Below are 26740 nucleotides of genomic sequence, written 5' to 3'. Positions count from 1 at the left end.
GTCTTTGTTAACTGCCCGGGCGCAGCATTTTCGGGAGGAGGAGCAACCTCAGGAGAACAGCCATGTTCTACTCGGGACTTCCCCTTCCGCGCACCGCAGCGGCACTCGGTCTTCTGCTTCCGGTGACCAGCCTCCCTGCAGCCGCTCATGATGCCAAGAGCGGCTGGACCTATCCGCGTTCCTGCTGTTCCGACTACGACTGCCGCGAGGTGGCGGACGCAGAGGTGCTGGAGCGGCCGGAGGGCTACGTCATCAAGGTCACCGGCGAGGTGATTCCGATGACGTCGCGCAGGGTGAAGCCGTCACCAGACGGCGTGTTTCACTGGTGCTCGGTTGCCGGGCGCGACGACGGAGCCACGATCTGCCTGTTCGTGCCGCCGCGCGGTTTCTAAGAACGCGCGGCAGCGAAGCTGATCGAGGGCCGGTTCTTGGCCCGGTTCTTGGCATTGCCGCGCACAAGGCCTATTCAATGCAAGGTTACCAAGGACCATGCCGGGCCGGAGGATCTATGCTCAGAATCGAGAAGGTTGCCATCTCGGAAATCTACGTGCCGACGGCGAGGCGCAAGACGCTGCATCCCGACACCGTCCGGTCGCTGGCCGAGGACATCCTCGAGAATGGCATGAAGACGCCTATCCAGGTGCGCAAGGATACGAACCGCTACGTTCTGGTGGAGGGTCTGCACCGGCTGGAAGCGGCGAAGTGGCTCGGCGAAACGACGATCGACAGCTATCTGGTTCAGGCGCGGCGGCACTGAAACTCTTAGCCTTACACGTGGCGGCTGAAGCGCGAGACATGCAATGATCTATGTATGCCCGATGACGAAGGTGGACGAGACGGTGACGTCCGCAGGCGCGCGGCGACTGGTGACGCTGCTCAACGGCGGCACGCCATTCGAACGGCCGGTTTCCATCGTGCCCACGAATCACCTGTTCCTGTCGATGAACGACATTGTGGAAGACCATCCGGAGATGGTGGCGCCCGCACTTGACCATGTCGAGACGCTGCTTGGCTTCGTGCGAGGCTGGGACAGGGCGACCCCGCTGGTGATCAACTGCTTTGCCGGCATCAGCCGTTCGACCGCGTCGGCCTACATCACCGCGGCGGCACTCAATCCAGAGCGCGACGAAGGCGAACTCGCCTGGACCCTGCGTCAGCTCTCACCTTCGGCTACGCCCAATGCGCGGCTGGTGCGCCATGCGGATGCGATACTCGGTCGCAACGGTCGGATGATTTCGGCCATCGAGGCGATAGGGCGTGGTGCCGATGCCTTCGAGGGAACCCCATTCGCACTGCCTGTCGACCGCTGAAGCCTGTGTGGCGCGCCTGACGGCGCGGCCTGGCGGATTGTCGGCTTTCCTTAGCGTAACCGTCTGTATGAACGCTGTGTTCAGCATTCGAGACGCATGCAAATCGGGCCAATGTTTGACTTGCTTCGCGGGAACGCCTGCGCTAACCCTCGCCGCGTTGCAACAAGCCTTTGCCGCACCGGGCTTCGCCGGAGAATTTGTCGCGGTACTGTCCCGGTTCGGTGCTATAGACTTGGCCGGGCGACGGCCAACGGAAAACGACCATGAGCGAACTTCTCAGTTCATATTTGCCCATCGTGATTTTCATCGGCGTCGCGCTCGTCGTGGGGCTGGCGCTGATCGTCGCGCCGTTCCTCGTGGCGTATCGCAATCCGGATCCTGAAAAGCTTTCGGCCTACGAATGCGGCTTCAACGCCTTCGACGACGCGCGCATGAAGTTCGACATCCGCTTCTATCTGGTCGCGATTCTCTTCATCATCTTCGACCTCGAAGTGGCTTTCCTGTTTCCCTGGGCCGTCTCGTTCGGCGAGATCGGCTGGCTTGGCTTCTGGTCCATGCTCGTCTTCCTGGGCGTGCTGACCATCGGCTTCATCTATGAATGGAAGAAGGGAGCGCTGGAATGGGATTGAACGACGGCTCCTCCACCCTCGTGGCGCCGAAGCCCAAGGGCATCATCGATCCGAACACCGGCAAGCCCGTCGGCGCGGATGACGTTTTCTTCGGCGAGATCAACGCGGAGCTTTCCGACAAGGGGTTTCTCGTAACCTCGTCGGAGGCGCTGATCACCTGGGCGCGTACCGGCTCGCTGATGTACATGACCTTCGGCCTGGCCTGCTGCGCCGTGGAGATGATCCACTCGGCGATGCCGCGCTACGACAGCGAGCGCTTCGGAATCGCGCCGCGCGCCTCACCGCGCCAGTCGGACGTGATGATCGTCGCCGGCACACTGACCAACAAGATGGCGCCGGCGCTGCGCAAGGTTTACGACCAGATGCCGGAGCCGCGCTACGTCATCTCGATGGGCTCGTGCGCCAATGGCGGCGGCTACTATCACTATTCCTATTCGGTGGTGCGCGGCTGCGACCGCGTGGTGCCGGTGGACATCTATGTGCCCGGCTGCCCGCCATCGGCCGAAGCGCTGCTCTACGGCATTCTTCTCCTGCAGAAGAAGATCCGCCGCACCGGCACGATCGAGCGCTGAGAGGCTAAAGATGAGCGAAGCTCTCAATGACCTTGCAGGCCATGTCACCGAGCGTCTCGGCGCCAAGATCAAGGGCGCTACGGTTGCCTATGGCGAGCTGACCGTCGACGTCGATGGCGCCGACATCGTCTCCGTGCTGACCTTCCTGCGCGACGACGTGCAGTGCCGCTTCGTGTCGTTCATCGACATCAGCGGCGCGGACTATCCGATGCGCGAGAAGCGCTTCGACGTCGTCTATCACCTGCTTTCGCCGCACCAGAACCTGCGCATCCGCGTGAAGGTGGCGACAGACGAGGACACGGCGGTGCCGTCGGCGACCGCCGTCTATCCCGGCGCGGACTGGTTCGAACGCGAGGCCTACGACCTATACGGTATCCTGTTTTCCGGTCACCCGGAGCTGCGCCGCATCTTGACCGATTACGGTTTCGAGGGGCACCCGCTGCGCAAGGATTTCCCGCTGACGGGCTTCGTCGAGGTGCGTTACGACGACGAGGTAAAGCGCGTGGTCTACGAGCCTGTCGAACTGAAGCAGGAATTCCGCAATTTCGATTTTCTTTCGCCCTGGGAAGGCACCGACTACGTGCTGCCCGGTGACGAAAAAGCGAAGCCGAACTGAGGCCGGGAAGCTATGAACTTCACGATCTCAGAAGCAATCGGAACGGTAGTGGCTGTGGCGCTGATAGCCACGGGTGGCTGGATGGCCGGTTACATGCGTGGGATGTACGCTGGGCTGGGTTGGGCCGTGTTCGTGTTGCTGCTGCTTCCGGTATTTTTTGTGGCCTGCACTTTCAATCAGGGGCGGCAGAACCCGGTTTCTTTTGACGGAGTGACCGTCGTTCTGGTGCTGCTGTTCTTCGTGCCCCTGCTGGTCGGCACGTTCCTCAGGGAGCGTCGCGGCAATAACTTGGATAGGCTTGGTGATCGCTGATGGCTGAAACCGCCGTTCGCAATTTCAATATCAATTTCGGCCCGCAGCATCCGGCCGCGCACGGCGTGCTGCGCCTCGTGCTGGAGCTGGACGGCGAGGTGGTGGACCGCGCCGATCCGCATATCGGCCTGCTGCATCGCGGCACCGAGAAGCTGATCGAGCACAAGACCTATCTGCAGGCGGTGCCGTATCTCGACCGGCTCGACTACTGCGCGCCGATGAACCAGGAGCACGCCTTCGCGCTGGCGACCGAGCGGCTGCTGGGCATCGAAGTGCCGAAGCGCGGGCAGATCATCCGCGTGCTCTATAGCGAGATCGGCCGCATCATGTCGCACATCCTCAATGTGACGACGCAGGCCATGGACGTTGGTGCGCTGACCCCGCCGCTGTGGGGCTTCGAAGAGCGCGAGAAGCTTATGGTCTTCTACGAGCGCGCCTCGGGCTCGCGCATGCATGCCGCCTATTTCCGCCCCGGCGGCGTTCACCAGGATCTGCCCGAAAAGCTCGTCCAGGACATCGGCGACTGGATCGATCCGTTCCTGAAGACCGTAGACAATCTCGACGATCTCCTGACCGGCAACCGTATCTTCAAACAGCGTAACGTCGATATCGCCGTCGTGTCGCTGGAAGACGCCTGGGCGCTTGGCTTTTCCGGTGTGATGGTGCGCGGCTCGGGCGCTGCCTGGGACCTGCGCAAGTCGCAGCCCTACGAATGCTACGCCGAGATGGATTTCGACGTGCCGATCGGCAAGAACGGCGACTGTTTCGACCGCTATCTCATCCGCATGGAAGAGATGCGCCAGTCGGCAAGGATCATTCGCCAGTGCGTCGACCTGCTGCTGGGCAAGGAAAAGGTTGGGCCGGTCTCAACCACCGACGGCAAGGTCGTGCCGCCGAAGCGGGCGGCAATGAAGCGCTCGATGGAAGCGCTGATCCACCACTTCAAGCTCTACACCGAGGGTTATCGCGTACCAGCCGGCGAGGTTTATGCCGCAGTCGAGGCCCCCAAGGGCGAGTTCGGCGTCTATCTGGTCTCCGACGGCACCAACAAGCCGTATCGCTGCAAGCTGCGGGCACCCGGCTTCGCGCATCTCCAGGCGATGGATTTCCTGTGCAAGGGCCACATGCTGGCCGACGTCTCCGCTATCCTCGGATCCATCGACATCGTGTTTGGTGAGGTCGATCGTTAATGTCAGTCCGCCGTCTCGCAGAAGCCAGCGTCCAGCCAGCCAGCTTCGCCTTCAACAAGGCGAACACGGCGTGGGCCAAGCAAACCATCAAGAAATATCCGGTTGGTCGGCAGCAGTCGGCCGTCATACCCTTGCTCATGCGCGCGCAGGAGCAGGACGGCTGGGTGACGCGCTCGGCCATCGAGCATGTCGCCGACATGCTGGACATGCCCTATATCCGCGTGCTTGAGGTCGCGACGTTCTATACGCAGTTCCAGTTGAAGCCGGTGGGCACCCGCGCCCATGTGCAGGTCTGCGGCACGACGCCCTGCATGCTGCGCGGCTCCGAAGCGCTGATGGATGTCTGCCGCTCGAAGATCCATGCCGAGCAGTTCCACACCAACGAAGACGGCACGCTGTCCTGGGAAGAAGTGGAATGCCTCGGCGCCTGCGTGAACGCGCCGATGGTGATGATCTTCAAGGACGCCTATGAGGACCTGACGCCCGAGCGGCTGGCCGAGATCATCGACGAGTTTGAAGCAGGCAAGGGCGCTTCCGTGCCGACCGGCCCGCAGAACGGCCGCACCTTCTCGGCACCGCAATCCGGCCTGACCTCGCTGGCCGACGAGCAGGCTGTGCTGAAGTCGACCCGCGACAAGGCCGCGAAGACCGCCGCCAAGTCGCAGAAGGCGGAAGCAAACCAGGTGCCGCCGACGCAGGCGGCCAAGCCGAAGACGGACGCTCCCGAGACGAACCCGGCGATCAAGTCGCCGTCGAAGGTCAAGGCGAGCGCAAACGGCGAGAAGGCTGCCAGCGTCAAGGCGCCGAAGGAGAATAAGGCAGCCGCCAATAAGGCCGAACCTGCGGTCGAAAAGACCGACAAGGGGCGCACGCATCCGGACAAGCACGCCGATGCGGCGTCCGCCTTCAAGGCCCCGGAGACCAAGAAGGGCAAACCGGCCGCCAAGACCGAAGCGGCCGCGGCGCCGTCGCTGGAAGACAGGAACCGGCCGGCTGCGGTTGAGCGTCCGGCCCAGCCCGATGACCTCAAGCTGATCTCGGGCGTCGGCCCGAAGCTCGAAGGTGTTCTCAACGGGCTCGGCATCTACACCTACGCGCAGGTTGCGTCGTGGAAGAAGGCCGAACGCGACTGGGTCGACGGCTATCTTAGGTTCAAGGGCCGGATCGACCGCGACGACTGGGTGAAACAGGCCAAGGCGCTCGCCAAGGGCGGTGAGGCCGAATACATCCGCGTCTTCGGCAAGAAGCCGCGCTAAGGGGGTTAGAGATGCTTCAGGACAAGGACCGCATCTTCACCAACATCTACGGCCAGTTCGATAATTCGCTGGCCGGCGCGATGCGTCGCGGGCATTGGGACGACACCAAGGCGCTGATCGACAAGGGCCGCGACTGGATCATCAACGAGATGAAGGCGTCCGGCCTGCGCGGTCGCGGCGGCGCAGGCTTCCCGACCGGCCTGAAATGGTCGTTCATGCCCAAGGAAACCGACGGGCGTCCGCATTATCTCGTCGTCAATGCCGACGAATCCGAGCCCGGCACCTGCAAGGACCGCGAGATCCTGCGCCACGACCCGCACACGCTGGTCGAAGGCTGCCTGATCGCGGGCTTCGCCATGGGCGCGCACGCGGCCTACATCTATGTTCGCGGCGAGTTCATCCGCGAGCGCGAGGCGCTGCAGCGCGCTATCGATGAGGCTTATGACGCCGGCCTGCTGGGCAAGAACAACAAGAACGGCTGGGATTTCGAAGTCTACGTTCATCACGGCGCCGGCGCCTATATCTGCGGCGAGGAAACCGCGCTGCTTGAGAGCCTCGAAGGCAAGAAGGGCCAGCCGCGCCTGAAGCCGCCATTCCCGGCCAATGTCGGCCTCTATGGCTGCCCGACGACCGTCAACAACGTCGAGTCGATCGCGGTTGCGCCCACCATCCTGCGGCGCGGCGCTTCGTGGTTCTCGTCGTTCGGCCGACCGAACAATGTCGGCACCAAGCTGTTCTGCGTATCGGGCCACGTCAACACGCCGACCACGGTCGAGGAGGCGATGTCGATCCCGTTTCGCGAGCTGATCGACAAGCATTGCGGCGGCATTCGCGGCGGCTGGGACAATCTGCTGGCGGTCATCCCGGGCGGCTCGTCGGTGCCACTGGTGCCTGCTGCCGAGATCATCGACACGCCGATGGATTTCGACGCGCTGCGCGACCTGAAGTCGGGCCTCGGCACGGCGGCCGTGATCGTCATGGACAAGTCGACCGACATCGTGAAGGCGATCGCGCGGCTCAGCTACTTCTACAAGCATGAGAGCTGCGGCCAGTGCACGCCGTGCCGCGAGGGCACCGGCTGGATGTGGCGCGTGATGGAGCGCCTGGTGCGTGGCGAGGCGCAGAAGCGGGAGATCGACATGCTGCTCGATGTGACCAAGCAGGTCGAGGGCCATACGATCTGCGCGCTCGGCGATGCCGCGGCCTGGCCGATCCAGGGCCTGATCCGGCATTTCCGCCCGGAGATCGAGCGGCGGATAGACGAGTTCACACGCAACGCCCACCGCGCCGAGCCGGCGCTGGTCGCGGCGGAGTAACAAGGGAAACGGCCTGACGCAGGGTGCGACCGGCAAGACGGGGACGCCCAACGGAACGATGCCTGAGATGAGCAAGAGCCAGGAAACCACAACGGCCTACGATGCCGCCATGCCGCAGGAGATCGCGGGTGCTGTCAACCTGATGGCGCATCCGTTCGCGGGTGCTGCCGCCATGGGCGCGCTCGGATTCGGCCTCGCGGGCCAGGCGATGGGCATGTGGCTGGCGGCGATGGCCGGCGCAGCGGAAGCCTCGCAGCGGCTGATGCAGGGGCTCTCCGCCGAAGCGCTGCCCGCGCCGCGTCCTGCTGCGAAGCCGGCTCCGCTCAAGCTCGTCGTGTCGCGGCCGGCGCAGGACAGGAAGCCTGCGACTATCGCCAAGGCGAAGGCCCCGGCGCGCAAGGTTGCTCAAGCGGCCAAGGCTCCGGCAGGAAAGCCGGCACCGATGGAGAAGCCGGCGCAGCCGGACGACCTCAAGGCGATCGGCGGGATTGGGCCGAAGCTGGAAAAGGTGCTGAACGAACTCGGCATCTGGACATACGGCCAGGTGGCCGCGTTGCAGCCGGCGGAGCTTGCCTGGCTGGACGATCATCTGGGATTTGCCGGCCGCATCGGCCGCGACGACTGGGTCGGGCAGGCGAAGGCGCTTTCGGCAGGCGCGTGACGAAAGATTGCGGTGCCGGACGCGGTGCCCAAAGCAAGGATTGCGGATATTCCGCGGGGTTGAGGCGATATGGCTAGACTGAAGGTAGACGGCAAAGAGATCGAGGTTCCCGATCACTACACGCTGTTGCAGGCAGCGGAAGAGGCGGGCGCAGAAGTGCCGCGCTTCTGCTTCCACGAGCGGCTGTCGATCGCCGGCAACTGCCGCATGTGCCTCGTCGAGGTGAAGGGCGGGCCGCCGAAGCCGGCAGCCTCCTGCGCCATGGGCGTGCGCGACCTGCGCCCCGGCCCGAACGGCGAGCCGCCGGAAGTCTTCACCAACACGCCGATGGTCAAGAAGGCCCGCGAAGGCGTGATGGAGTTCCTGCTCATCAACCATCCGCTCGACTGCCCGATCTGCGACCAGGGCGGCGAATGCGACCTGCAGGACCAGGCGATGGCGTTCGGCGTCGATGCCTCGCGCTACCACGAGAACAAGCGCGCGGTGGAAGACAAGTATATCGGCCCGCTGGTCAAGACGATCATGACGCGCTGCATCCACTGCACGCGTTGCGTGAGGTTTACGACGGAAGTCGCTGGAATCTCCGAGCTTGGCCTGATCGGCCGTGGCGAGGATGCCGAGATCACAACCTATCTCGAGGAGGCCATGACCTCCGAGCTGCAGGGCAACGTGATCGACTTGTGCCCGGTCGGCGCGCTGACCTCCAAGCCCTATGCGTTCCAGGCGCGGCCGTGGGAGCTGACCAAGACCGAATCCATCGACGTGATGGACGCCGTCGGCTCGGCGATCCGCGTCGACACGCGCGGTCGCGAGGTGATGCGCATCATGCCGCGCGTCAACGAGCAGGTGAACGAGGAGTGGATCTCCGACAAGACCCGCTTCATCTGGGACGGGCTGCGCTCGCAGCGCCTCGACCGGCCCTATATCCGCAGGGATGGCCGCCTGCAGCCGGCAAGCTGGCCGGAAGCCTTCGCGGCGATCCGGGACGCGGTGTCGAAGTCCTCCGGCGACAGGATCGGCGCGATCGCCGGCGATCTGGCGACCGTCGAGGAAATGTACGCGCTGAAGCTGCTGATGGGCTCGCTGGGCTCGGCCAATATCGACTGCCGCCAGGACGGTGCCGCGCTTGACCCGGCAGCCGGCCGCTCGAGCTACATCTTCAACCCGACGATCGACGGCATCGAGGCCGCCGACGCCGTGCTCATCATCGGCGCCAATCCTCGCTTCGAGGCCTCGGTGCTCAACACGCGGATCCGCAAGCGCTGGCGCGCCGGCGATCTGCCGGTTGGCGTGATCGGCGATGTCGGCGACCTGCGCTACGACTACGAGATGCTGGGCGCAGGTTCCGAAACGCTTGCCCAACTCGCCGACGGCTCGATCAAGTTCCTCTCGGTGCTGAAGAAGGCGAAGCGCCCGCTCATCATCGTCGGCCAGGGTGCGTTGGCGCGTTCCGACGGCGCTTCGGTGCTGTCGCTGGCAGCGAAGATCGCAACCGACGTTCAGGCAGTGTCCGATGATTGGAACGGCTTTGCTGTGCTCCACACGGCCGCCGCGCGCGTTGGTGGGCTAGACCTCGGCTTCGTGCCGGGTGAGGGCGGCAAGGACGCCTCCGCCATGATGGGCGCGCTCGACGTGCTGTTCCTGCTCGGCGCCGACGAGCTCGACATGAACGCGATCGGCAATGCCTTCACCGTCTATGTGGGCAGCCACGGCGATGCCGGCGCGCACCGCGCCGACGTGATCCTGCCGGGCGCGACATATACCGAGAAGTCGGGCACCTATGTGAACGTCGAGGGCCGCGTGCAGATGACGAACCGCGCCGGCTTCGCGCCGGGAGACGCCAAGGAAGACTGGGCGATCCTGCGCGCGCTTTCCGACGTTCTGGGCCACAAGCTGCCCTTCGATTCGCTGCCGCAGCTTCGCGCGAAGCTCTACGAGGACTTCCCGCATTTCGCGGGCATCGACGAGATCGCGGCCGGCGCGCCGGGCGAGATCGCGGCACTCGTGAAGAAGCCCGGAAGGCTTTCCAAGACGCCGTTTGCGTCGCCGGTAAAAGACTTCTATCTGACGAACCCGATCGCCCGGGCCTCGGCCGTCATGGCCGAATGCTCGGCTTTGGCGAAGGGCGGCTTCAAGCAGGCGGCCGAGTAGGGGCGGGGACTGATGGAATCCTTTTTCGCATATTACGTGCTGCCGGCACTCATCATCCTGGGCAAGTCGGTCCTGCTGATCGTCGTCCTGTTGATCCTTGTCGCCTATCTGCTTTACGCCGACCGCAAGATCTGGGCTGCCGTGCAGCTTCGCCGCGGCCCCAACGTGGTCGGCCCGTGGGGCCTGCTGCAGGCCTTCGCCGACCTGTTGAAGTTCGTCTTCAAGGAGCCGGTGATCCCGTCGGGCGCCAACAAGGGCGTTTTCCTGCTCGCGCCGCTGGTCTCGGCAGTGCTGGCGATTTCGGCCTGGGCGGTGATCCCCGTCTCCGAGGGCTGGGCGATCGCGACGGTCAATATCGGCATCCTCTACGTCTTCGCCATCTCGTCGCTAGAGGTCTATGGCGTCATCATGGGCGGCTGGGCGTCGAACTCGAAATATCCGTTCCTCGGCGCGCTGCGTTCGGCCGCGCAGATGGTGTCTTATGAAGTCTCGATCGGCTTCGTCATCGTCACCGTTCTTTTGTGCGTGGGTTCGCTGAACCTGACCGACATCGTGCTTGCGCAGCGCGACGGCCTCGGTACCACCATCGGGCTGCCCAACTCGTTCCTCGACTGGCACTGGCTGGCGCTGTTCCCGATGTTCGTCATCTTCTTCATCTCGGCGCTGGCCGAGACGAACCGCCCGCCCTTCGACCTTGTGGAGGCCGAGTCGGAACTCGTCGCCGGCCACATGATCGAATATTCGTCGACGCCGTTCCTGCTGTTCTTCCTCGGCGAATACGTCGCCATCGTGCTGATGTGTGCGCTGGCCACGATCCTGTTCCTGGGAGGCTGGCTGCCGCCGTTCGATTTCGCGCCGTTCACCTGGGTGCCGGGCGTCATCTGGTTCGTGCTCAAGGTCTGCATGATGTTCTTCATGTTCGCGATGGTGAAGGCATTCGTGCCACGCTACCGCTACGACCAGCTCATGCGCCTTGGCTGGAAGGTGTTCCTGCCTATCTCCCTGTTCATGGTCGTCGCGACCGCCACCTTCCTCAAGGTCTGGGAGCTGATGGTCGCATGAGCGCGAGCCTGACAGGCGCCTTCATCGGACTGCTGCTTGGCGTGGCGAGCATGATCTTCATGCGCGTGCTCGCCGGCAGGGTCGAGCTTCCAGAGACGAAGCGCGCGCTCACCGTTTCCGGCATCGTCCAGATCGTGCTGATGCCGATCGTGGGCTGGTTCGCCGGCTCTCTTTTTGCTGGAGAATAGGAAATGTCCGCTCTCGCACAAGCCGCCAAATCGCTGCTCCTGGCCGAATTCGTCGGGGCCTTCTTCCTCTCGATGCGGCAGTTCTTCGCGCCCAAGGCGACGCTGAACTATCCCAACGAGAAGGGGCCTGTCTCGGCGCGTTTCCGTGGCGAGCACGCGCTGCGCCGCTATCCCAACGGCGAGGAACGCTGCATCGCCTGCAAGCTCTGCGAGGCGATCTGCCCGGCGCAGGCGATCACCATCGAGGCCGGGCCGCGCCGCAACGACGGCACGCGCCGCACGGTGCGCTACGACATCGACATGGTGAAATGCATCTATTGCGGCTTCTGCCAGGAAGCCTGCCCGGTCGACGCCATCGTCGAGGGGCCGAACTTCGAGTTCGCGACGGAGACGCGCGAGGAACTTTACTACGACAAGGACAAGCTGCTCGCCAATGGCGACCGGTGGGAGCGCGAGATCGCGCGCAATCTGGAAGTGGATGCGCCCTATCGATAGGGCGTCACGAGTGGACGCGCCGGGGCGGCTCGTCTAAGAGACACGCGGATTCGCGGCCCGGAGGCGGGCGCGACCGGAGAGGGGCAGGGCGCCACGCCCGCTCTTGAAAGGAACCGGGGGAACCCATGCTGACAGGACTCGAGGCGATATTCTTTTATCTTTTCGCCTTCATCGCGGTCGCGGCGGCCTTCATGGTCATCTCGGCCCGCAACCCCGTGCACTCCGTGCTCTACCTGATCCTGACGTTCTTCAACGCGGCAGCGCTCTTCCTGCTGACGGGCGCGGAGTTCCTCGCCGTCATCCTGCTGGTCGTCTATGTCGGCGCGGTGGCCGTGCTGTTCCTGTTCGTGGTGATGATGCTCGACGTCGATTTCGTCGAGCTGAAGCAGGGCGCCCTGCAATATGCGCCGGTGGGCGCCATGGTCGGCCTCATCCTCGCGGCTGAGCTGATCATCGTGCTGGGCGGCTACACCTTTACGCCGGAGCTGGCGAGCGAGATCGCGCGGCCGAAACCGGCGCTTGCCGAGCGGCACAACACCGCCGCGCTCGGCGACATCCTCTACACGGATTACATCTACTTCTTCCAGATCGCGGGTCTCGTGCTGCTGGTCGCCATGATCGGCGCCATCGTGCTGACCCTGCGCCACAAGCCGGGCGTCAAGCGCCAGGACATCGGCGCGCAGGTGCGGCGCACGCCGCAGACCTCGATCGAGGTCAAGAAGGTCGAGACGGGCAAGGGACTCTGAGTGTCATGGAAGTCGGCATCGCACACTTTCTCACCGTATCGGCAATCCTGTTCACGCTCGGCGTGTTCGGCATCTTCCTGAACAGGAAGAACGTCATCGTCATCCTGATGTCGATCGAGCTGATCCTGCTCGCGGTGAACATCAATTTCGTCGCCTTCTCGGCAGCGCTCGGCGACCTCGTCGGACAGGTCTTCGCGCTGTTCGTGCTGACGGTGGCCGCGGCCGAGGCCGCGATCGGACTTGCAATTCTCGTCGTCTTCTTCCGCAACCGCGGTTCGATCGCCGTCGAAGACGTCAACATGATGAAGGGCTGAGCGGATCATGTATCACGCGATCGTCTTCCTTCCGCTTCTCGGCTTCCTGATCGCCGGCCTGTTCGGCCGGTCGATCGGCGCGAAGGCATCGGAATATATCACCTCAGGCTTCCTCATCATCGCGGCCGCGCTGTCGTGGCTGGCTTTCTTCACGGTCGGTTTCGGCGACGGCGAGGCGTTCACCGTGCCGGTGCTGCGCTTCATCCAGTCGGGCGGTCTCGACGTTGCCTGGGCGCTGCGCATCGACACGCTGACGGTGGTCATGCTGGTCGTGGTCAACACGGTCTCGGCGCTCGTGCACGTCTATTCGATCGGCTACATGCACCACGACCCGCACCGGCCGCGCTTCTTCGCCTATCTGTCGCTGTTCACCTTCGCCATGCTGATGCTGGTGACGGCCGACAACCTGGTGCAGATGTTCTTCGGCTGGGAGGGCGTGGGTCTCGCCTCCTACCTGTTGATCGGTTTCTGGTTCAAGAAGCCGTCGGCCAATGCCGCGGCCATCAAGGCCTTCGTGGTCAACCGCGTCGGCGACTTCGGTTTCCTGCTCGGCCTGTTCGGCGTGTTCGTGCTGTTCGGTTCGGTGAATTTCGACACGATCTTCGCAAGCGCGGCATCGGTCGCCGAGAATCCGGACGCTTCGGGTGAGGCGATCTTTACGTTCCTCGGCTGGTCGCTGACGCAGGGCGGCGCGCTGACGGCGATCTGTCTGCTGCTGTTCATGGGCGCCATGGGCAAGTCGGCGCAGGTGCCGCTGCACACCTGGCTGCCGGACGCGATGGAAGGTCCGACCCCGGTCTCCGCGCTCATCCATGCCGCCACTATGGTGACGGCCGGCGTGTTCATGCTGGCGCGGCTGTCGCCGATCTTCGAACTGTCGCACGCGGCGCTGCTGTTCGTGACGTTCATCGGCGCCTTCACCGCCTTCTTTGCGGCGACGGTTGGCCTCGTCCAGAACGACATCAAGCGCGTCATCGCCTATTCGACCTGCTCGCAGCTCGGCTACATGTTCGTCGCGCTCGGCATGGGCTTCTACTCGGCGGCGATCTTCCACCTGTTCACGCACGCCTTCTTCAAGGCGCTGCTGTTCCTGGGGTCCGGTTCGGTCATCCACGCCGTTTCCGACGAGCAGGACATGCGCAAGATGGGCGGGCTGCGCAAGCTGATCCCGACCACCTACTGGATGATGGTCATCGGCACGCTGGCGCTCACCGGCGTCGGCATTCCGCTGACGGTCATCGGCACCGCCGGCTTCTTCTCCAAGGACGCGATCATCGAGGGCGCGTTCGCCGGACACAATGGGCTGGCCGGCTTCGCCTTCACGCTGCTGGTCGTGGCGGCCGTCTTCACCAGCTTCTATTCCTGGCGGCTGATCTTCATGACCTTCCACGGCAAGCCGCGGGCCTCGTCCGAGGTGATGCACCACGTGCATGAATCGCCGCCCGTCATGCTGGTGCCGCTCTTCATTCTGGCTGTCGGGGCGCTGTTCGCCGGTATCGTGTTCCATGACTGGTTCATCGGCTATCACCATGATGCCTTCTGGAAGGGCGCGCTGTTCATCCTGCCGGACAACCACATCCTGCACGAGTTCCACGAGGTGCCGCTGTGGGTGAAGCTCGCGCCGCTGGTCGCCATGATCCTCGGCTTCGTGACCGCCTACCGGTTCTACATCCAGTCGCCGGACGCGCCGCGCCAGCTCGCCGAGCGCCATCAGGGGCTGTACCAGTTCCTGCTCAACAAGTGGTATTTCGACGAGCTCTACGACTTCCTGTTCGTCAGGCCGGCGAAGCGCCTCGGCCGCTTCCTGTGGAAGAAAGGCGACGGGACCGTCATCGACGGCATGGGGCCTGACGGCATCGCAGCGCGCGTCGTCGACATCACCGACCGCGTCGTCAAGTTGCAGACCGGCTATCTCTATCACTACGCATTCGCAATGCTCATCGGCGTCGCTGCCCTCGTGACGTGGATGATGCTCGGGGGTTCCTACTGATGACCGACTGGCCAATTCTTTCCACGGTCACCTTCCTGCCGCTCGTAGGCGTGTTCTTTCTCCTCCTGATCAGGGACGAGGGCGCCGCCGCACGCCGCAACATCCGCAACGTGTCGTTGCTGACGACGGTGTTCACCTTCGTGGTGTCGCTGTTCATCTGGGCGGGCTTCGACAGCGGCTATGCCGGCTTCCAGATGGTGGAGAAAGTGGAGTGGCTGGGCTCCGGCATCTCCTACCACATGGGCGTCGACGGCATTTCCATGCTGTTCGTCATCCTGATCACGTTCATCATGCCGCTGTGCATTCTGGCCTCGTGGGAGTCCGTCGAAAGCCGCGTCAAGGAATACATGATCGCCTTCCTGATCCTGGAAACGATCATGATCGGCGTGTTCTGCGCGCTCGACATCGTGCTTTTCTACGTTTTCTTCGAAGCCAGCCTCGTCCCGATGTTCATCATCATCGGCGTGTGGGGCGGCAAGCGGCGCGTCTACGCGTCGTTCAAGTTCTTCCTCTACACGCTGCTGGGCTCGGTGCTGATGCTGCTCGCCATCATGGCGATGTTCTGGCAGTCCGGAACGACCGATATTCCCACGCTGCTGACGCATGATTTCCCGGCCAGCATGCAGACATGGCTGTGGCTTGCCTTCTTCGCGTCGTTTGCGGTGAAGATGCCGATGTGGCCGGTGCACACTTGGTTGCCGGACGCACACGTGGAGGCACCGACGGCTGGCTCGGTCATTCTGGCGGCGATCCTGTTGAAGATGGGCGGCTACGGCTTCCTGCGCTTCTCGCTGCCGATGTTCCCGGATGCTTCGCTCTATTTCCAGCCGTTCGTGTTTACGCTCTCGATCGTCGCCATCATCTACACCTCGCTGGTGGCGCTGATGCAGGAAGACATCAAGAAGCTGATCGCCTACTCGTCGGTCGCCCACATGGGCTATGTGACCATGGGCATCTTCGCGATGAACGTCGAAGGCATCCAGGGCGGCATCTTCCAGATGCTGTCGCACGGGCTGGTTTCCGGGGCGCTGTTCCTGTGCGTGGGCGTCGTCTATGACCGCATGCACACCCGCGAGATCGACGCTTATGGCGGCCTCGTCAACAACATGCCGAAATACGCGGTCGTGTTCCTGATCTTCACCATGGCCAATGTCGGCCTGCCGGGTACCTCCGGCTTCGTCGGCGAGTTCCTGACACTGCTTGGCGTGTTCCGCGTCAACACCTGGGTTGCCCTGTTTGCGGCAACAGGCGTGATTCTGTCTGCCGCCTACGCGCTGTGGCTCTACCGCCGCGTGGTCTTCGGCGCGCTGACGAAGGAAAGCCTGAAGGGGCTGCTCGACCTCTCGACGCGCGAGAAGGTGATCATCTATCCGCTGGTGTTCTTCGTCATCCTCTTCGGTGTCTACCCAGCACCCGTCCTCGACGTGACGGCCGCTTCGGTCGACGCGCTTGTCAACAATGTAACGCTGTCGATCGAGGCCACCCAGGCCGCGACGCTGCGCTAGGAAGCCGGAACGGACATCATGACGGCAGAACTCTCCACAAGCCTCACTCTCGCGACGCCGGAACTCATCCTGGCCGTGGGTGCGATGGTGCTGCTGATGATCGGCGTCTTCTCCGGCGAACGCGCCAATACGACCGTGACCGGCCTCGCCATCGCACTGCTGATCGGTGCGGGAGGCTGGATGCTGGTGTTCACCGGCGACGGAGAAGCCTTTGGCGGCGCCTTTGTCAGCGACCCGTTCGCGCGTTTCATGAAGGTGCTGACGCTGATCGGCTCCGTGGTAACGCTGATCATGTCGGTCGGCTTCGCCCGCGAGGAGAAGTTCGACAAGTTCGAGTATCCGGTGCTGATCGTGCTGGCCACCCTCGGCATGCTGCTGATGGTGTCGGCCAACGACATGATCGCGCTCTATCTCGGCCTCGAGCTGCAGTCGCTTGCGCTCTACGTGATCGCCGCCATCAACCGCGACAATCTCCGCTCCACCGAGGCGGGCCTGAAATATTTCGTCCTCGGTGCGCTGTCATCGGGCATGCTGCTCTACGGCATCAGCCTCGTCTACGGCTACACCGGCAACACCGGTTTCGAAGCGATCGCGTCTGCGCTGAGCGGCGGCGAGCGCCAGCTCGGCCTGGTGTTCGGTCTGGTCTTCGTGCTTGCCGGCCTTGCCTTCAAGATCTCGGCGGTGCCGTTCCACATGTGGACGCCGGACGTCTATGAAGGCGCGCCGACGCCCGTGACGGCGTTCTTCGCCGCTGCGCCCAAGATGGCGGCAATGGCTCTGCTGGTGCGCGTGACCGTCGGCGCCTTTGAGCCGGTCGCGGCCGACTGGCAGCAGATCGTTGTATTCGTCGCTATCGCATCGATGGTTCTCGGCGCATTCGCGGCGATCGGCCAGACGAATATCAAGCGCCTGATGGCCTATTCGTCGATCGCGCATATGGGCTTCGCGCTGGTGGGCCTTGCGGCCAACACCCAGGCCGGCGTGCGCGGCGTCGCGCTCTACATGCTGATCTACCTGATCATGACGCTCGGAACGTTTGCCTTCATCCTCGCCATGCGGCGCGAAGAGGGCAATGTCGAGCGCATCGACGACCTGTCCGGCCTCGCATCGACCAACACGCTGATGGCGGTCATCCTGACCATCCTGATGTTCTCGCTGGCAGGCATTCCGCCGCTAGCCGGTTTCTGGGGCAAGTGGTACGTGTTCCTGGCGGCCATGGATGCCGAACTCTATCCGCTGGCAATCATCGGCGTGCTCGCGTCGGTCGTGGGCGCTTACTACTACCTGCGCATCATCAAGATCATGTGGTTCGACCAGCCTGCCGGCGGCTTTCTGCCGATGGCGGGTGAGCTGCGGCTCGTGCTCGGTCTCTCCGGTCTGCTCGTGCTGTTCTACGCCGTTGTCGGCGGTCCGTTCGAACGCATGGCCGAGGCTGCCGCGGCAACCTTCTTCTGAGTGGCATGGGATTTTCGCTCGCGCCGACCGCGGCAACGCTGGGGTACCGCCTCGAAGCCTTCGACACCGTAAGCTCGACCAACGCCGTGGCGATCGAGCGCGCGCGCGGCGGGGACGATGGCAAGCTTTGGCTCGTCTCGAAGCGGCAGGAAGCAGGCAGGGGGCGGCGCGGCCGCGCCTGGGAGACGCCGGACGGCAACCTCGCGGCGACGCTTCTTCTGGTGCCGGGTTTCGACATCAAGGCGGCCGCAACGCTCGGCTTCGTGGCCGGGCTCGCGCTGGCGGATGCGCTGGCGGCGGTGATTCCGGGTCGCGGGGTGAGCGTCGGCGTCGATGGCGGCACGCCCATCGGCGGCGGGCGCTTCGAGCTGAAATGGCCCAACGACGTGCTGGCGGATGGCGCAAAGCTCTCCGGCATCCTGCTCGAATCGGCCATGCTGGACGAATCCCGCTTCGCACTTGCCATCGGCATCGGCGTGAATGTCGTCGCGCACCCGCAGGATGTTCCCTATCCCGCGACGTCTCTTGCCGCGCTTGGTGCAACCTGTGACGCGGAAACGCTGTTCATTGCGTTGTCCGATGCGTGGGTCGACAATGCGCGAATCTGGGACGAGGGCAGGGGGCTCGCCGCGATCCGCGAGCGATGGCTGAAACGTGCTGCCGGGCTGGGCTCGCCCGTGGCGGTGAGAATGGAAGGGCGCGTGGTGCGCGGCATCTTCGAAACGATCGACGAGCAGTGTCGCTTCGTCATTCGCGACGAGGAGGGCAACGTCACCACCATCGCCGCCGGCGACGTGCATTTCGGCGCGGTCGCCTCGGCCTGAAACGGAAAGGAAGCGGCGATGGCAAGGAACAACGAACCCGAACTGGTGTTCTGCCCGCTGGGCGGCGTCGGCGAGATCGGCATGAACTTCGCGCTCTACGGGCTGGGGCCAGTGGGCGCGCGCGAGTGGATCGTGGTCGATGTGGGCGTGACCTTTCCGGACGCGACGCTGCCGGGTGTGGACCTCGTCCTGCCCGACACGCGCTTCATCGAGAGCGAGGTCGCCAACCTGCGCGGCATCGTCATCACCCATGCGCATGAGGATCACTACGGCGCGCTGCTGGACATCTGGCCGCGTCTGAAGAAGCCTGTGTGGATGACGCCGTTCAGCGCCGGGCTTCTGGGCGCCAAGCGGCGCATGGATGGCGGCCCGGAAATCCCGGTGCAGATCTTCAACGCCGGCGACCGCTTTCAGGTCGGTCCCTTCGACATTGAGGCGGTCGGCGTCACGCACTCCATCCCCGAGCCGGTATCGCTGGCGATCCGCACGCCGCTGGGCATGGTGGTTCACACCGGCGACTGGAAGATCGATCCGGCGCCGACGATCGGCCGCAAGACCGACGAGCAGCGGTTCCGCGCGCTCGGCGACGAAGGTGTCAGGGCCTTGATCTGCGATTCCACCAACGCAATGCGCGAGGGGGAATCGCCGTCGGAAGAGGCTGTCGGCGAAGGGCTGAAGGGGGTCATCGAGGCCGCTGCCGGCCGTGTCGCCGTGACCACCTTCTCCTCCAATGTCGGCCGCATCCGCTCGATCGCTGAAGCCGCGCGCGATGCAGGGCGGCAGGTGCTGGTCCTGGGATCGTCGCTCAAGCGCGTCATCAACGTGGCGACAGAGCTCGGCTATCTCGACGGCCTGCCGGAATTCGTCGAGGAGGACGATTACGGCTATATCCCCCGCGAAAACCTCGTCATCCTGTGCACCGGCAGCCAGGGCGAGCCGCGCGCGGCACTGGCCAAGCTGGCCCGCGACGAGATGCGCAACGTGGCGCTCTCGCCCGGCGACACGGTCGTCTATTCCTCTCGCGTCATTCCCGGCAACGAAAAGGCGATCCTGGAGACCAAGAACCTGCTGATCGAGCAGGGCATCAAGATCATAGAGGACAGCGACGCGCTGGTACACGTGTCGGGCCACCCACGGCGCAACGAACTCAGGCGCATGTATGAATGGACGCGCCCGCAGGTGCTGGTGCCCGTTCACGGAGAGGCGGCGCATCTGGTCGCGCATGGGGCGCTCGGTGCGTCTGCCGGCATTCCCGAGGTAGCCCAGGTGCGCAACGGCGACATGATCCGCCTTGCGCCCGGGCCGGCCGAGATCATCGACCAGGTGCCGTCGGGCCGCATGTTCAAGGACGGCAAGCTGATCGGCTCAGACGAGACGATGGGCATTCGCGACCGCCGCAAGCTTTCTTATGTCGGCCATGTCGCGGTGAATGTGGTGCTGGACGATCGTTACGAGATCGCCGGCGATCCGGATCTGGTCGCGGTCGGCGTGGCGAAGGCTGATGCCGCTGGCGAAGAACTCGAGGAGCTGATGCTGGATGCGGCGATCGGCGCAATTGAAAGCATCCCGCGCGTCCGGCGAAAAGACCTCGACCTCGTGGCCGAAGCAGTCCGGCGCGCCGTGCGCTCCGCCGCCAACGACGCCTGGGGCAAGAAGCCGATCGTCACGGTGTTCGTGACGCGGTAGAAGAACAGGTGCGTCCTTCGAGGCTCGCTCCGCTCACACCTCAGGATGAGGGGAGTGGCTTGATCGAACTCACCCACCGTAGGCACGATGCACCACAGTCATCATCCTGATGTGCGAGCGGAGCGAGCCTCGAAGGACGCACGAATGAACTGGAGCCAGACAAACAAATGCTCGGACGTTTGAACCATGTCGCGCTCGCGGTGCCGGACATTGCAACCGCCAGCGCGCATTATCGCGATACGCTGGGGGCCAGCGTTTCCGAGCCGCAGCCATTGCCCGAGCATGGCGTGACGGTCGTCTTCATCGATGTCGGCAACACCAAGATCGAGCTGCTGGAGCCACTAGGCGAGAACTCCACGATCCGGCCGTTCCTGGAAAAGAACCCTTCGGGCGGTATGCACCATGTGTGCTACGAGGTGGATGACATCATCGCCGCGCGGGACCGATTGACCGCGTCCGGAGCCCGCGTGCTGGGCGACGGAAACCCGAAGATCGGTGCGCATGGCAAGCCGGTGCTGTTCCTGCACCCCAAGGACTTCTTCGGCACGCTGGTCGAACTGGAACAGGTATAGCGCATCGCGTCGAACCATGAGCGCCAGGCAGGCTTTGCCGGCCGCGCGCTGAAAAGGACAAGATCATGAGCTGGATTTCGATCTTCGCGATCTACTTCATCCTGTGGTGGGTGGTTCTTTTCGCCATGCTGCCATTCGGGCTGAAAACGCAAGACGAGGACGGCGAGGTCACGCTGGGCACCGTCTCAAGCGCGCCGCATGGCAGACACATGCTGGGCGCGGTGATCCGCACGACGATCGTAGCCGGCGTAATCTTCGGCGCCTTCTACATAGCGGTCGTTTATTTCGGATTTTCGTTCAACGACATCCCCCACATCGGGCCGTCGATCGGCTAGTAACCGCGGCAGCCAGCGTCGGGTATTCTTGCTCGAACGGTTTGTATCGGTCACTTTTGCTGCGAGTGGAACGCTTGAATCTGGCTGAAAAAGCGGTTCAAGCCAGTGCCGGTCGAAGTCCGGTGATTTATTTCGTTGCACAAAAAAAATGCAAGGCCGAAGCCTTGCAATTTGAACGCGTCCGATCTGTTTCCGTATTAAGGCGGCTGCGGAAAATCGCGCCTAGATCGCATCCTCCCAAGACTTTGACCGCGTAGGAGAGCGGATTATTGTCCCGCCCTCTCGGTTATGCGGGGCACATTAGACCAACACGTCGCGCGATGTCACGAGAAATATTGCATTTACATGACCCTTGATGTGCTGCACTGCACAAATTCGCGTCACTTACTGCACAGCAAAAGCACAGGCCGGCAGCGGATAATGGGACGCGCTGGCGTCGGGTTTCCATCCTGCCATGAAATCGCTATGAAGCCGAAGCAAATGGACCCTGGCGCGGATGATTCCGCAGCCATCTCTCACGGAATTTCCCATGCGTCTGTCGCGTTACTTTCTGCCCATCCTCAAGGAGAATCCGCGCGAGGCCGAGATCGTCTCGCATCGGCTGATGCTGCGTGCCGGCATGATCCGCCAGCAGGGGCAGGGCTCGTTCTCCTGGCTGCCGATGGGCAAGCGCGTGCTGGACAAGGTGTGCAAGATCATTCGCGAGGAACAGGACCGCGCCGGTGCGCAGGAAATCCTCATGCCGACGATCCAGTCCGCCGATCTGTGGATCGAGAGCGGGCGCTATAACGACTATGGCAAGGAGATGCTGCGCATCCGCGACCGGCAGGATCGCGCCATGCTCTACGGGCCGACGAACGAGGAAATGGTGACCGACATCTTCCGGTCCTATGTGAAGTCCTACAAGGATCTTCCGCTCAACCTCTACCATATCCAGTGGAAGTATCGCGACGAGGTGCGGCCGCGCTTCGGCGTCATGCGCTCGCGCGAATTCCTGATGAAGGATGCCTATTCGTTCGACATCGATTATGAGGGCGCGCGCGCGGCCTACAACCGCATGTTCGTCTCATATCTGCGCACCTTCGCGCGTGTCGGCATGCAGGCGATTCCCATGCGGGCCGATACCGGCCCGATTGGCGGCGACCTGAGCCACGAATTCATCATCCTGGCCGATACGGGCGAGAGCGCGGTCTTCTGCCATCGCGATTTTCTCAATCTGCCGGTGCCGGGCGCGGGCACCGATTTCGCCGACGATGCGGGCATCGACGGCATCGTCAAGGCCTGGACGACGCCCTATGCGGCCACCGACGAGATGCATGACGAGGATGCCTGGGAGGAAGTGCCGGAAGGCGACCGGATGGCGGCGCGCGGCATCGAGGTGGGCCACATCTTCCATTTCGGCGAAAAATACTCGAAGCCGATGAACGCCAAGGTGACCGGCCCCGACGGCAAGGAGCACTTCGTCTCCATGGGCTCGTACGGCATCGGCCCCTCACGCCTTGTGGCGGCGATCATCGAGGCCAGCCACGACGAGAACGGCATCATCTGGCCTGAATCGGTCGCGCCCTTCGACGTTGCGCTGATCAACATGAAGGCCGGCGATGCCGACTGCGACCGCGCCTGCGATGAGCTTTACGGCGCCTTGGGCGCTGCCGGCGTCGACGTGCTCTATGACGATACAGATCAGCGGCCTGGCGGCAAGTTCGCCACCGCCGATTTGATCGGCCTGCCCTGGCAGGTGATCGTGGGGCCACGCGGGGTGGCCGCGGGCGAAGCCGAGGTGAAGAACCGCAAGACGGGCGAACGCGAAACCATGCCGCTGTCCGCTGTGGCGGCGCGCTTCGGAAAAACCGCATGAGCGAAACAGCCGGCAGGAAATTGGCGGGCGCCGGGCCGTTCTCCGTCTTCGAGCGGATGGTCGCCTGGCGCTATCTGCGCTCGCGCCGCAAGGATACGGTCATCTCGGTGATCTCGCTGATCTCCTTCGTCGGCATCATGCTGGGCGTTGCGACGCTCATCATCGTCATGGCCGTCATGAACGGCTTCCGCGCCGAACTGCTCAACCGCATCCTCGGGGTCAATGGCCACCTGGTCGTCGAGCCCATCGACCGTGTCTTCGATGACTATGCCGGCGTTGCTGGACGGATCGAGGGCGTGGAAGGCGTGCGTTATGCGATCCCGCTGGTTCAGGGGCAGGTTCTGGCCACCGGCCGGGTGGGAGCGGGAACCGGCGCGTTGGTGCGCGGCGTGCGTGAGCAGGACATCGAGAAGATGACGCTCGTCGCCGAAAACATCCGGCAAGGCACGCTCGAAGGTTTCGACCAGTCGGAAGGCGTGGCGATCGGCAAGCGCATGGCCGACAGCCTCGGACTTGCCGTGGGCGACGGCATACAGCTTGTAGCACCCGAAGGCGATGTGACGCCGTTCGGCGTCACGCCGCGACAGAAGATCTATCCGGTGGTGGCGATCTTCGAGGTCGGCATGTCCGAATATGACGGCTCGATCATCTATATGCCGCTCAGCGAGGCGCAGCTCTATTTCAATTCGGAAGGCGTGGTGCAGTCGATCGAGGTGTTCGTCGACGACCCCGATGCGGTGGACGCTTTGCGCGGGCCGGTCGAGGTCGCTTCGCAACGCCAGATATTCGTCACCGACTGGCGGCAGCGCAACCAAACCTTCTTTTCCGCGCTTCAGGTCGAGCGCAACGTGATGTTCATGATCCTGACGCTGATCGTGCTGGTGGCGGCGCTCAACATCATTTCCGGCCTCATTATGCTTGTGAAGGATAAGGGCCGCGACATCGCGATCCTGCGCACAATGGGCGCGACCAGCGGATCGGTGATGCGCATATTCATGATGACGGGGGCGGCTATCGGCGTCACCGGCACCATCGCGGGCGTGCTGCTCGGCGTGGTCGTCTGCCTCAACGTCGAATCGATCCGGCAGTTCTTCTCGTGGCTGTCGGGCACAACGCTGTTCAATCCGGAGCTCTATTTCCTCAGCCAGTTGCCGGCGAAGATGGATGCGAGCGAAACGATCTCGGTCGTGCTGATGGCCATGGTGCTGTCTTTCCTGGCAACGCTGTTTCCGGCATGGCGTGCGGCCCGGCTCGATCCCGTCGAAGCGCTGCGGTACGAATAATGGCATCCGACCTTCTGCTCGAACTCAAGGCCATCGACCGCCGCTACGATGAAGGGATGCGCAAGCTGACCATCCTCGACGGGGCGGATTTCACGCTGCGGCGTGGCGAGACGGTTGCGCTGGTGGCGCCTTCTGGTGCCGGCAAGTCGACCCTGCTGCATACGGCGGGGCTTCTCGAATGGCCGGACGGCGGCGACGTGATCCTCGACGGGCGCGCCTGCGGCCGCCTCTCGGACGACGAGCGTACCGCGATCCGCCGCAACGACATCGGTTTCGTCTACCAGTTCCACCATCTGCTGCCGGAGTTCTCGGCGCTGGAAAACATCATGATGCCGCAGCTCGTCTGCGGGCTGCCGCAGACGCAGGCGCGCGAACGCGCGCTGCAGCTTCTGGATTACATGAAGATCGGCGAGCGGGCGGAACATCGTCCGGCGGAACTGTCGGGCGGCGAGCAGCAGCGTGTCGCGATCGCACGCGCCGTGGCCAATGCGCCCCTGCTGCTGTTGGCGGACGAGCCGACCGGCAATCTCGATCCCGATACCGCATCTTATGTGTTCGAGGCGCTGGAAGCACTGGTGCGCCAGTCAGGCCTCTCCGCGCTGATCGCCACGCACAACCACGACCTGGCCGCCCGCATGGACCGCCGCGTCACGCTGGACCACGGCAAGATCGTGGAATTCTAGCAGCCTGCTTAAGGTACCCCACAAAAAGCGGAGCCGACCCTTTGGGGAAGGGCCGGCTCCTGAACCCGGTCGTTGGGGACGGGGAGGGTGGGGACTCGACCGGGTTGTCCCTGATTTCCCGTTTCTCTAAGGCGCGTCGCGTTCGAGCAGGCTCAGGCGACGCGCCTTAAGTGTTGTTTTCCGCATGCCGTTGTCCCCCAACCGATTTCCGCTTTTGGGCGACATGCTCTGGCTACCTGTTGGAGCTGACGCTGCCGACCAGCACGTTGCGGCCGTCGTCGATCGAGACCCACATGCCGGAATGCTTCGCGGACTGTCGCTTGAGGTAGCTGTATTCCGTCTCGTTCCAGGCGAGGACCCGCGGCTCGAGATTGTCGAGCACGAAGTCGCCCATATTGGTGTGAACCGTCAGCACCGCATGGCCGTCGCCATTGGGCTGGCGCACCACGGTGATGAGAAGGTTTGAGGCCGGCACCCCTGCCTTGATGAGGCGGCGGCGCTTTTCGAGCACGTAGTCCTCGCAGTCTCCATAGCCGTTGACCGGATAGGTCCACCGCTCCTCGACGCCCCAGAGCTCCATGTCGGTGCGCGGCGTCACCGTCGTGTTGACGATGTTGTTGACCTCAACGATCTTCGCCCAGAGCGGCCGTGTCAGATCGACCGGACCGGCATGTGCCGTGCTGGTGCACTCGCGCGGCTCGCGCTGGCAGAATTCGTAATGGCCGACCGGCTGCGTCGAGAGCCCACCCGTTGGCATGAAAGATTGCGCCGATGCGGCCTGCGCACCGCTAACCAGCATGACGGCGGCTGTCGCCGCATGCAGCATCCCTGTTCTGGTCCCCATAGTGTCGTCTCCCCTTTGACGAGATCACTATGGCAGACGGGAATTTATTCCGCGCAAAAGAGCGAAGTATAACTTGCCTCAAAACAAGAGAGTTATTTGTGTAACTGCGAATATAATAAGAATAAAAATAGAATAGATTCTGATTAAAATTGTAGGCAATTCGGGGTTGCAGTCCCGATGCCGCAAATGCAAGAGGCCGGCGCAATGGCCGGCCTTGAAAGCATGGATTGTGAGATAGGGGCTAGTGGCCGCTGAAGTGCGCGGCGAGCGTTTCTTCCCGCTGCACCATCGCAAACTCGATGGCGATGCCGTCGTCGAAGTGTCGGACGACGCGGCCGCGCATGTTGCCGAGCGTCACTTCGACGCCCAAGGCTGGCTTGACGTCGAGCTCGATCGCGGCGCCCGAAAGGGAAAGATCGATGATACGGCACTTGTATTGGCGGCCGTCGCCCATGTGGAGCACGGTCATCGGATTGCGCGGCGATACGCGTTCGTGACGGCGATCTTCCGGCAGGTCGAGTTCGTGCCTGTTGGCAAGCCACGTAAGCTGCGCGGCAAGCTTGTCGCGCTTGCGCTCCGAAGCCAGGATCGTCATCGCGAAGCCGGTTTCGAGGCGTCGCGTCACCACGCCCTCCACGCGACCGATATGGTCGAGATAGGCAATGACCTTCTCGCCGAGCTGGCCGGGATGGTTTGACAAGAACGAGACGTCGCCCGGCGACATGTCGATCACCTGACATGGGTGTTCGGACCGGTCTTCAAGCATGTAACGGCCGTACACTTTCACCGGCACGCGCTGAAAGTTGCGTCTTTCCGTTCGTGACGGCGCTGTGTGGTTCGCCGCTAAAATCATGCTCGAATCCGCCTCGCTCATTTCCATGCTTCGC

29 protein-coding genes are annotated in these 26740 nt (G+C 63.4%); 27 read left to right on the top strand and 2 right to left on the bottom strand.

Annotated features, from left to right (window positions below; genetic code table 11):
• The first annotated feature begins 62 nt into the window (after window positions 1-62).
• From ACVJNE_RS11935 to ACVJNE_RS11805, 27 genes are all read left to right on the top strand, one after another.
• The gene (locus ACVJNE_RS11935; RefSeq protein ID WP_499565803.1) at window positions 63-392 is read left to right on the top strand and encodes a hypothetical protein; all 330 of its coding nucleotides are present in this window, start codon (window positions 63-65) and stop codon (window positions 390-392) included.
• Window positions 393-508: 116 nt separating this feature from the next.
• Window positions 509-757, top strand: a complete 249-nt coding sequence (locus tag ACVJNE_RS11930) for a ParB N-terminal domain-containing protein (RefSeq protein WP_499565801.1) — start codon at window positions 509-511, stop codon at window positions 755-757.
• Between the two features lie 43 nt (window positions 758-800).
• Window positions 801-1310 carry a tyrosine phosphatase family protein gene (locus tag ACVJNE_RS11925; protein ID WP_499565799.1) on the top strand — a complete coding sequence of 170 codons (510 nt, stop codon included), beginning with the start codon at window positions 801-803 and terminating at the stop codon, window positions 1308-1310.
• A 263-nt stretch (window positions 1311-1573) separates the two neighbouring features.
• Complete coding sequence (locus ACVJNE_RS11920; protein WP_173191153.1) at window positions 1574-1939, top strand: NADH-quinone oxidoreductase subunit A; 366 nt, start codon at window positions 1574-1576, stop codon at window positions 1937-1939.
• Complete coding sequence (locus ACVJNE_RS11915; protein ID WP_173191155.1) at window positions 1930-2511, top strand: NuoB/complex I 20 kDa subunit family protein; 582 nt, start codon at window positions 1930-1932, stop codon at window positions 2509-2511. Before ACVJNE_RS11920 ends, ACVJNE_RS11915 begins: the two co-directional genes overlap by 10 nt.
• Window positions 2512-2521: 10 nt before the next feature.
• Window positions 2522-3127: an NADH-quinone oxidoreductase subunit C gene (locus ACVJNE_RS11910; RefSeq protein WP_444692032.1), complete on the top strand. Its 606-nt coding sequence runs from the start codon at window positions 2522-2524 to the stop codon at window positions 3125-3127.
• Between the two features lie 12 nt (window positions 3128-3139).
• Window positions 3140-3439, top strand: a complete 300-nt coding sequence (locus tag ACVJNE_RS11905) for a hypothetical protein (protein WP_499565796.1) — start codon at window positions 3140-3142, stop codon at window positions 3437-3439.
• The gene (locus ACVJNE_RS11900; RefSeq protein ID WP_499565794.1) at window positions 3439-4629 is read left to right on the top strand and encodes an NADH-quinone oxidoreductase subunit D; all 1191 of its coding nucleotides are present in this window, start codon (window positions 3439-3441) and stop codon (window positions 4627-4629) included. Before ACVJNE_RS11905 ends, ACVJNE_RS11900 begins: the two co-directional genes overlap by 1 nt.
• Window positions 4629-5885 carry an NADH-quinone oxidoreductase subunit E gene (locus ACVJNE_RS11895; RefSeq protein WP_499565792.1) on the top strand — a complete coding sequence of 419 codons (1257 nt, stop codon included), beginning with the start codon at window positions 4629-4631 and terminating at the stop codon, window positions 5883-5885. The genes ACVJNE_RS11900 and ACVJNE_RS11895 overlap by 1 nt, the downstream gene beginning before the upstream one ends.
• Window positions 5886-5896: 11 nt before the next feature.
• Window positions 5897-7201 (top strand): NADH-quinone oxidoreductase subunit NuoF, encoded by a 1305-nt coding sequence (gene nuoF, locus ACVJNE_RS11890; RefSeq protein WP_499565790.1) that lies wholly within the window; start codon window positions 5897-5899, stop codon window positions 7199-7201.
• A gap of 67 nt (window positions 7202-7268) precedes the next feature.
• The gene (locus ACVJNE_RS11885) at window positions 7269-7862 is read left to right on the top strand and encodes a helix-hairpin-helix domain-containing protein (protein WP_499565788.1); all 594 of its coding nucleotides are present in this window, start codon (window positions 7269-7271) and stop codon (window positions 7860-7862) included.
• Window positions 7863-7931: 69 nt separating this feature from the next.
• Window positions 7932-10013, top strand: a complete 2082-nt coding sequence (nuoG, locus tag ACVJNE_RS11880) for an NADH-quinone oxidoreductase subunit NuoG (RefSeq protein ID WP_499565786.1) — start codon at window positions 7932-7934, stop codon at window positions 10011-10013.
• A gap of 12 nt (window positions 10014-10025) precedes the next feature.
• Entirely contained in the window at window positions 10026-11075 is a 1050-nt protein-coding gene (gene nuoH, locus ACVJNE_RS11875; protein ID WP_173191167.1) for an NADH-quinone oxidoreductase subunit NuoH, read from the top strand.
• Window positions 11072-11263: a hypothetical protein gene (locus ACVJNE_RS11870; protein ID WP_499565784.1), complete on the top strand. Its 192-nt coding sequence runs from the start codon at window positions 11072-11074 to the stop codon at window positions 11261-11263. The genes nuoH and ACVJNE_RS11870 overlap by 4 nt, the downstream gene beginning before the upstream one ends.
• A gap of 3 nt (window positions 11264-11266) precedes the next feature.
• Window positions 11267-11758 carry an NADH-quinone oxidoreductase subunit NuoI gene (gene nuoI / locus ACVJNE_RS11865; RefSeq protein WP_173191169.1) on the top strand — a complete coding sequence of 164 codons (492 nt, stop codon included), beginning with the start codon at window positions 11267-11269 and terminating at the stop codon, window positions 11756-11758.
• A 125-nt stretch (window positions 11759-11883) separates the two neighbouring features.
• Window positions 11884-12504 carry an NADH-quinone oxidoreductase subunit J gene (locus ACVJNE_RS11860; protein WP_499565782.1) on the top strand — a complete coding sequence of 207 codons (621 nt, stop codon included), beginning with the start codon at window positions 11884-11886 and terminating at the stop codon, window positions 12502-12504.
• 5 nt (window positions 12505-12509) lie between these two features.
• On the top strand, window positions 12510-12818 hold the full coding sequence (gene nuoK / locus ACVJNE_RS11855; RefSeq protein ID WP_173191172.1) for an NADH-quinone oxidoreductase subunit NuoK: 309 nt from the start codon (window positions 12510-12512) through the stop codon (window positions 12816-12818).
• Window positions 12819-12825: 7 nt separating this feature from the next.
• Entirely contained in the window at window positions 12826-14808 is a 1983-nt protein-coding gene (gene nuoL / locus ACVJNE_RS11850; RefSeq protein WP_444725868.1) for an NADH-quinone oxidoreductase subunit L, read from the top strand.
• Entirely contained in the window at window positions 14808-16313 is a 1506-nt protein-coding gene (locus tag ACVJNE_RS11845; RefSeq protein WP_499565779.1) for an NADH-quinone oxidoreductase subunit M, read from the top strand. Before nuoL ends, ACVJNE_RS11845 begins: the two co-directional genes overlap by 1 nt.
• A gap of 18 nt (window positions 16314-16331) precedes the next feature.
• Window positions 16332-17768 carry an NADH-quinone oxidoreductase subunit NuoN gene (nuoN, locus tag ACVJNE_RS11840; protein WP_173191178.1) on the top strand — a complete coding sequence of 479 codons (1437 nt, stop codon included), beginning with the start codon at window positions 16332-16334 and terminating at the stop codon, window positions 17766-17768.
• A gap of 5 nt (window positions 17769-17773) precedes the next feature.
• Window positions 17774-18592: a biotin--[acetyl-CoA-carboxylase] ligase gene (locus ACVJNE_RS11835; RefSeq protein WP_499565777.1), complete on the top strand. Its 819-nt coding sequence runs from the start codon at window positions 17774-17776 to the stop codon at window positions 18590-18592.
• An 18-nt stretch (window positions 18593-18610) separates the two neighbouring features.
• Window positions 18611-20278, top strand: a complete 1668-nt coding sequence (locus ACVJNE_RS11830) for a ribonuclease J (protein WP_421925040.1) — start codon at window positions 18611-18613, stop codon at window positions 20276-20278.
• A gap of 167 nt (window positions 20279-20445) precedes the next feature.
• Window positions 20446-20850 (top strand): methylmalonyl-CoA epimerase, encoded by a 405-nt coding sequence (mce, locus tag ACVJNE_RS11825; protein WP_368802942.1) that lies wholly within the window; start codon window positions 20446-20448, stop codon window positions 20848-20850.
• A 65-nt stretch (window positions 20851-20915) separates the two neighbouring features.
• The gene (locus ACVJNE_RS11820) at window positions 20916-21185 is read left to right on the top strand and encodes a DUF1467 family protein (protein ID WP_173191186.1); all 270 of its coding nucleotides are present in this window, start codon (window positions 20916-20918) and stop codon (window positions 21183-21185) included.
• Window positions 21186-21714: 529 nt separating this feature from the next.
• Entirely contained in the window at window positions 21715-23043 is a 1329-nt protein-coding gene (gene proS, locus ACVJNE_RS11815; protein WP_499565774.1) for a proline--tRNA ligase, read from the top strand.
• Window positions 23040-24326, top strand: coding sequence for a lipoprotein-releasing ABC transporter permease subunit (locus ACVJNE_RS11810; protein WP_499565772.1), 1287 nt, complete (start codon window positions 23040-23042; stop codon window positions 24324-24326). The genes proS and ACVJNE_RS11810 overlap by 4 nt, the downstream gene beginning before the upstream one ends.
• A complete protein-coding gene (locus tag ACVJNE_RS11805; protein ID WP_173193515.1) occupies window positions 24326-25009 on the top strand; it encodes an ABC transporter ATP-binding protein in 684 nt (227 codons plus the stop codon). Before ACVJNE_RS11810 ends, ACVJNE_RS11805 begins: the two co-directional genes overlap by 1 nt.
• A gap of 232 nt (window positions 25010-25241) precedes the next feature.
• On the opposite strand, the gene ACVJNE_RS11800 is transcribed toward ACVJNE_RS11805, so the two are convergent.
• Entirely contained in the window at window positions 25242-25808 is a 567-nt protein-coding gene (locus ACVJNE_RS11800; protein ID WP_499565961.1) for a transglutaminase-like cysteine peptidase, read from the bottom strand.
• Between the two features lie 286 nt (window positions 25809-26094).
• Window positions 26095-26706: a PilZ domain-containing protein gene (locus tag ACVJNE_RS11795; RefSeq protein ID WP_499565959.1), complete on the bottom strand. Its 612-nt coding sequence runs from the start codon at window positions 26704-26706 to the stop codon at window positions 26095-26097.
• Window positions 26707-26740: the final 34 nt, after the last annotated feature.

It is taken from the genome of Mesorhizobium sp. DxT, assembly GCF_058448885.1.
Note: the sequence above shows the minus strand (reverse complement) of the source record. Positions and strands in the feature narration are given on the sequence as shown.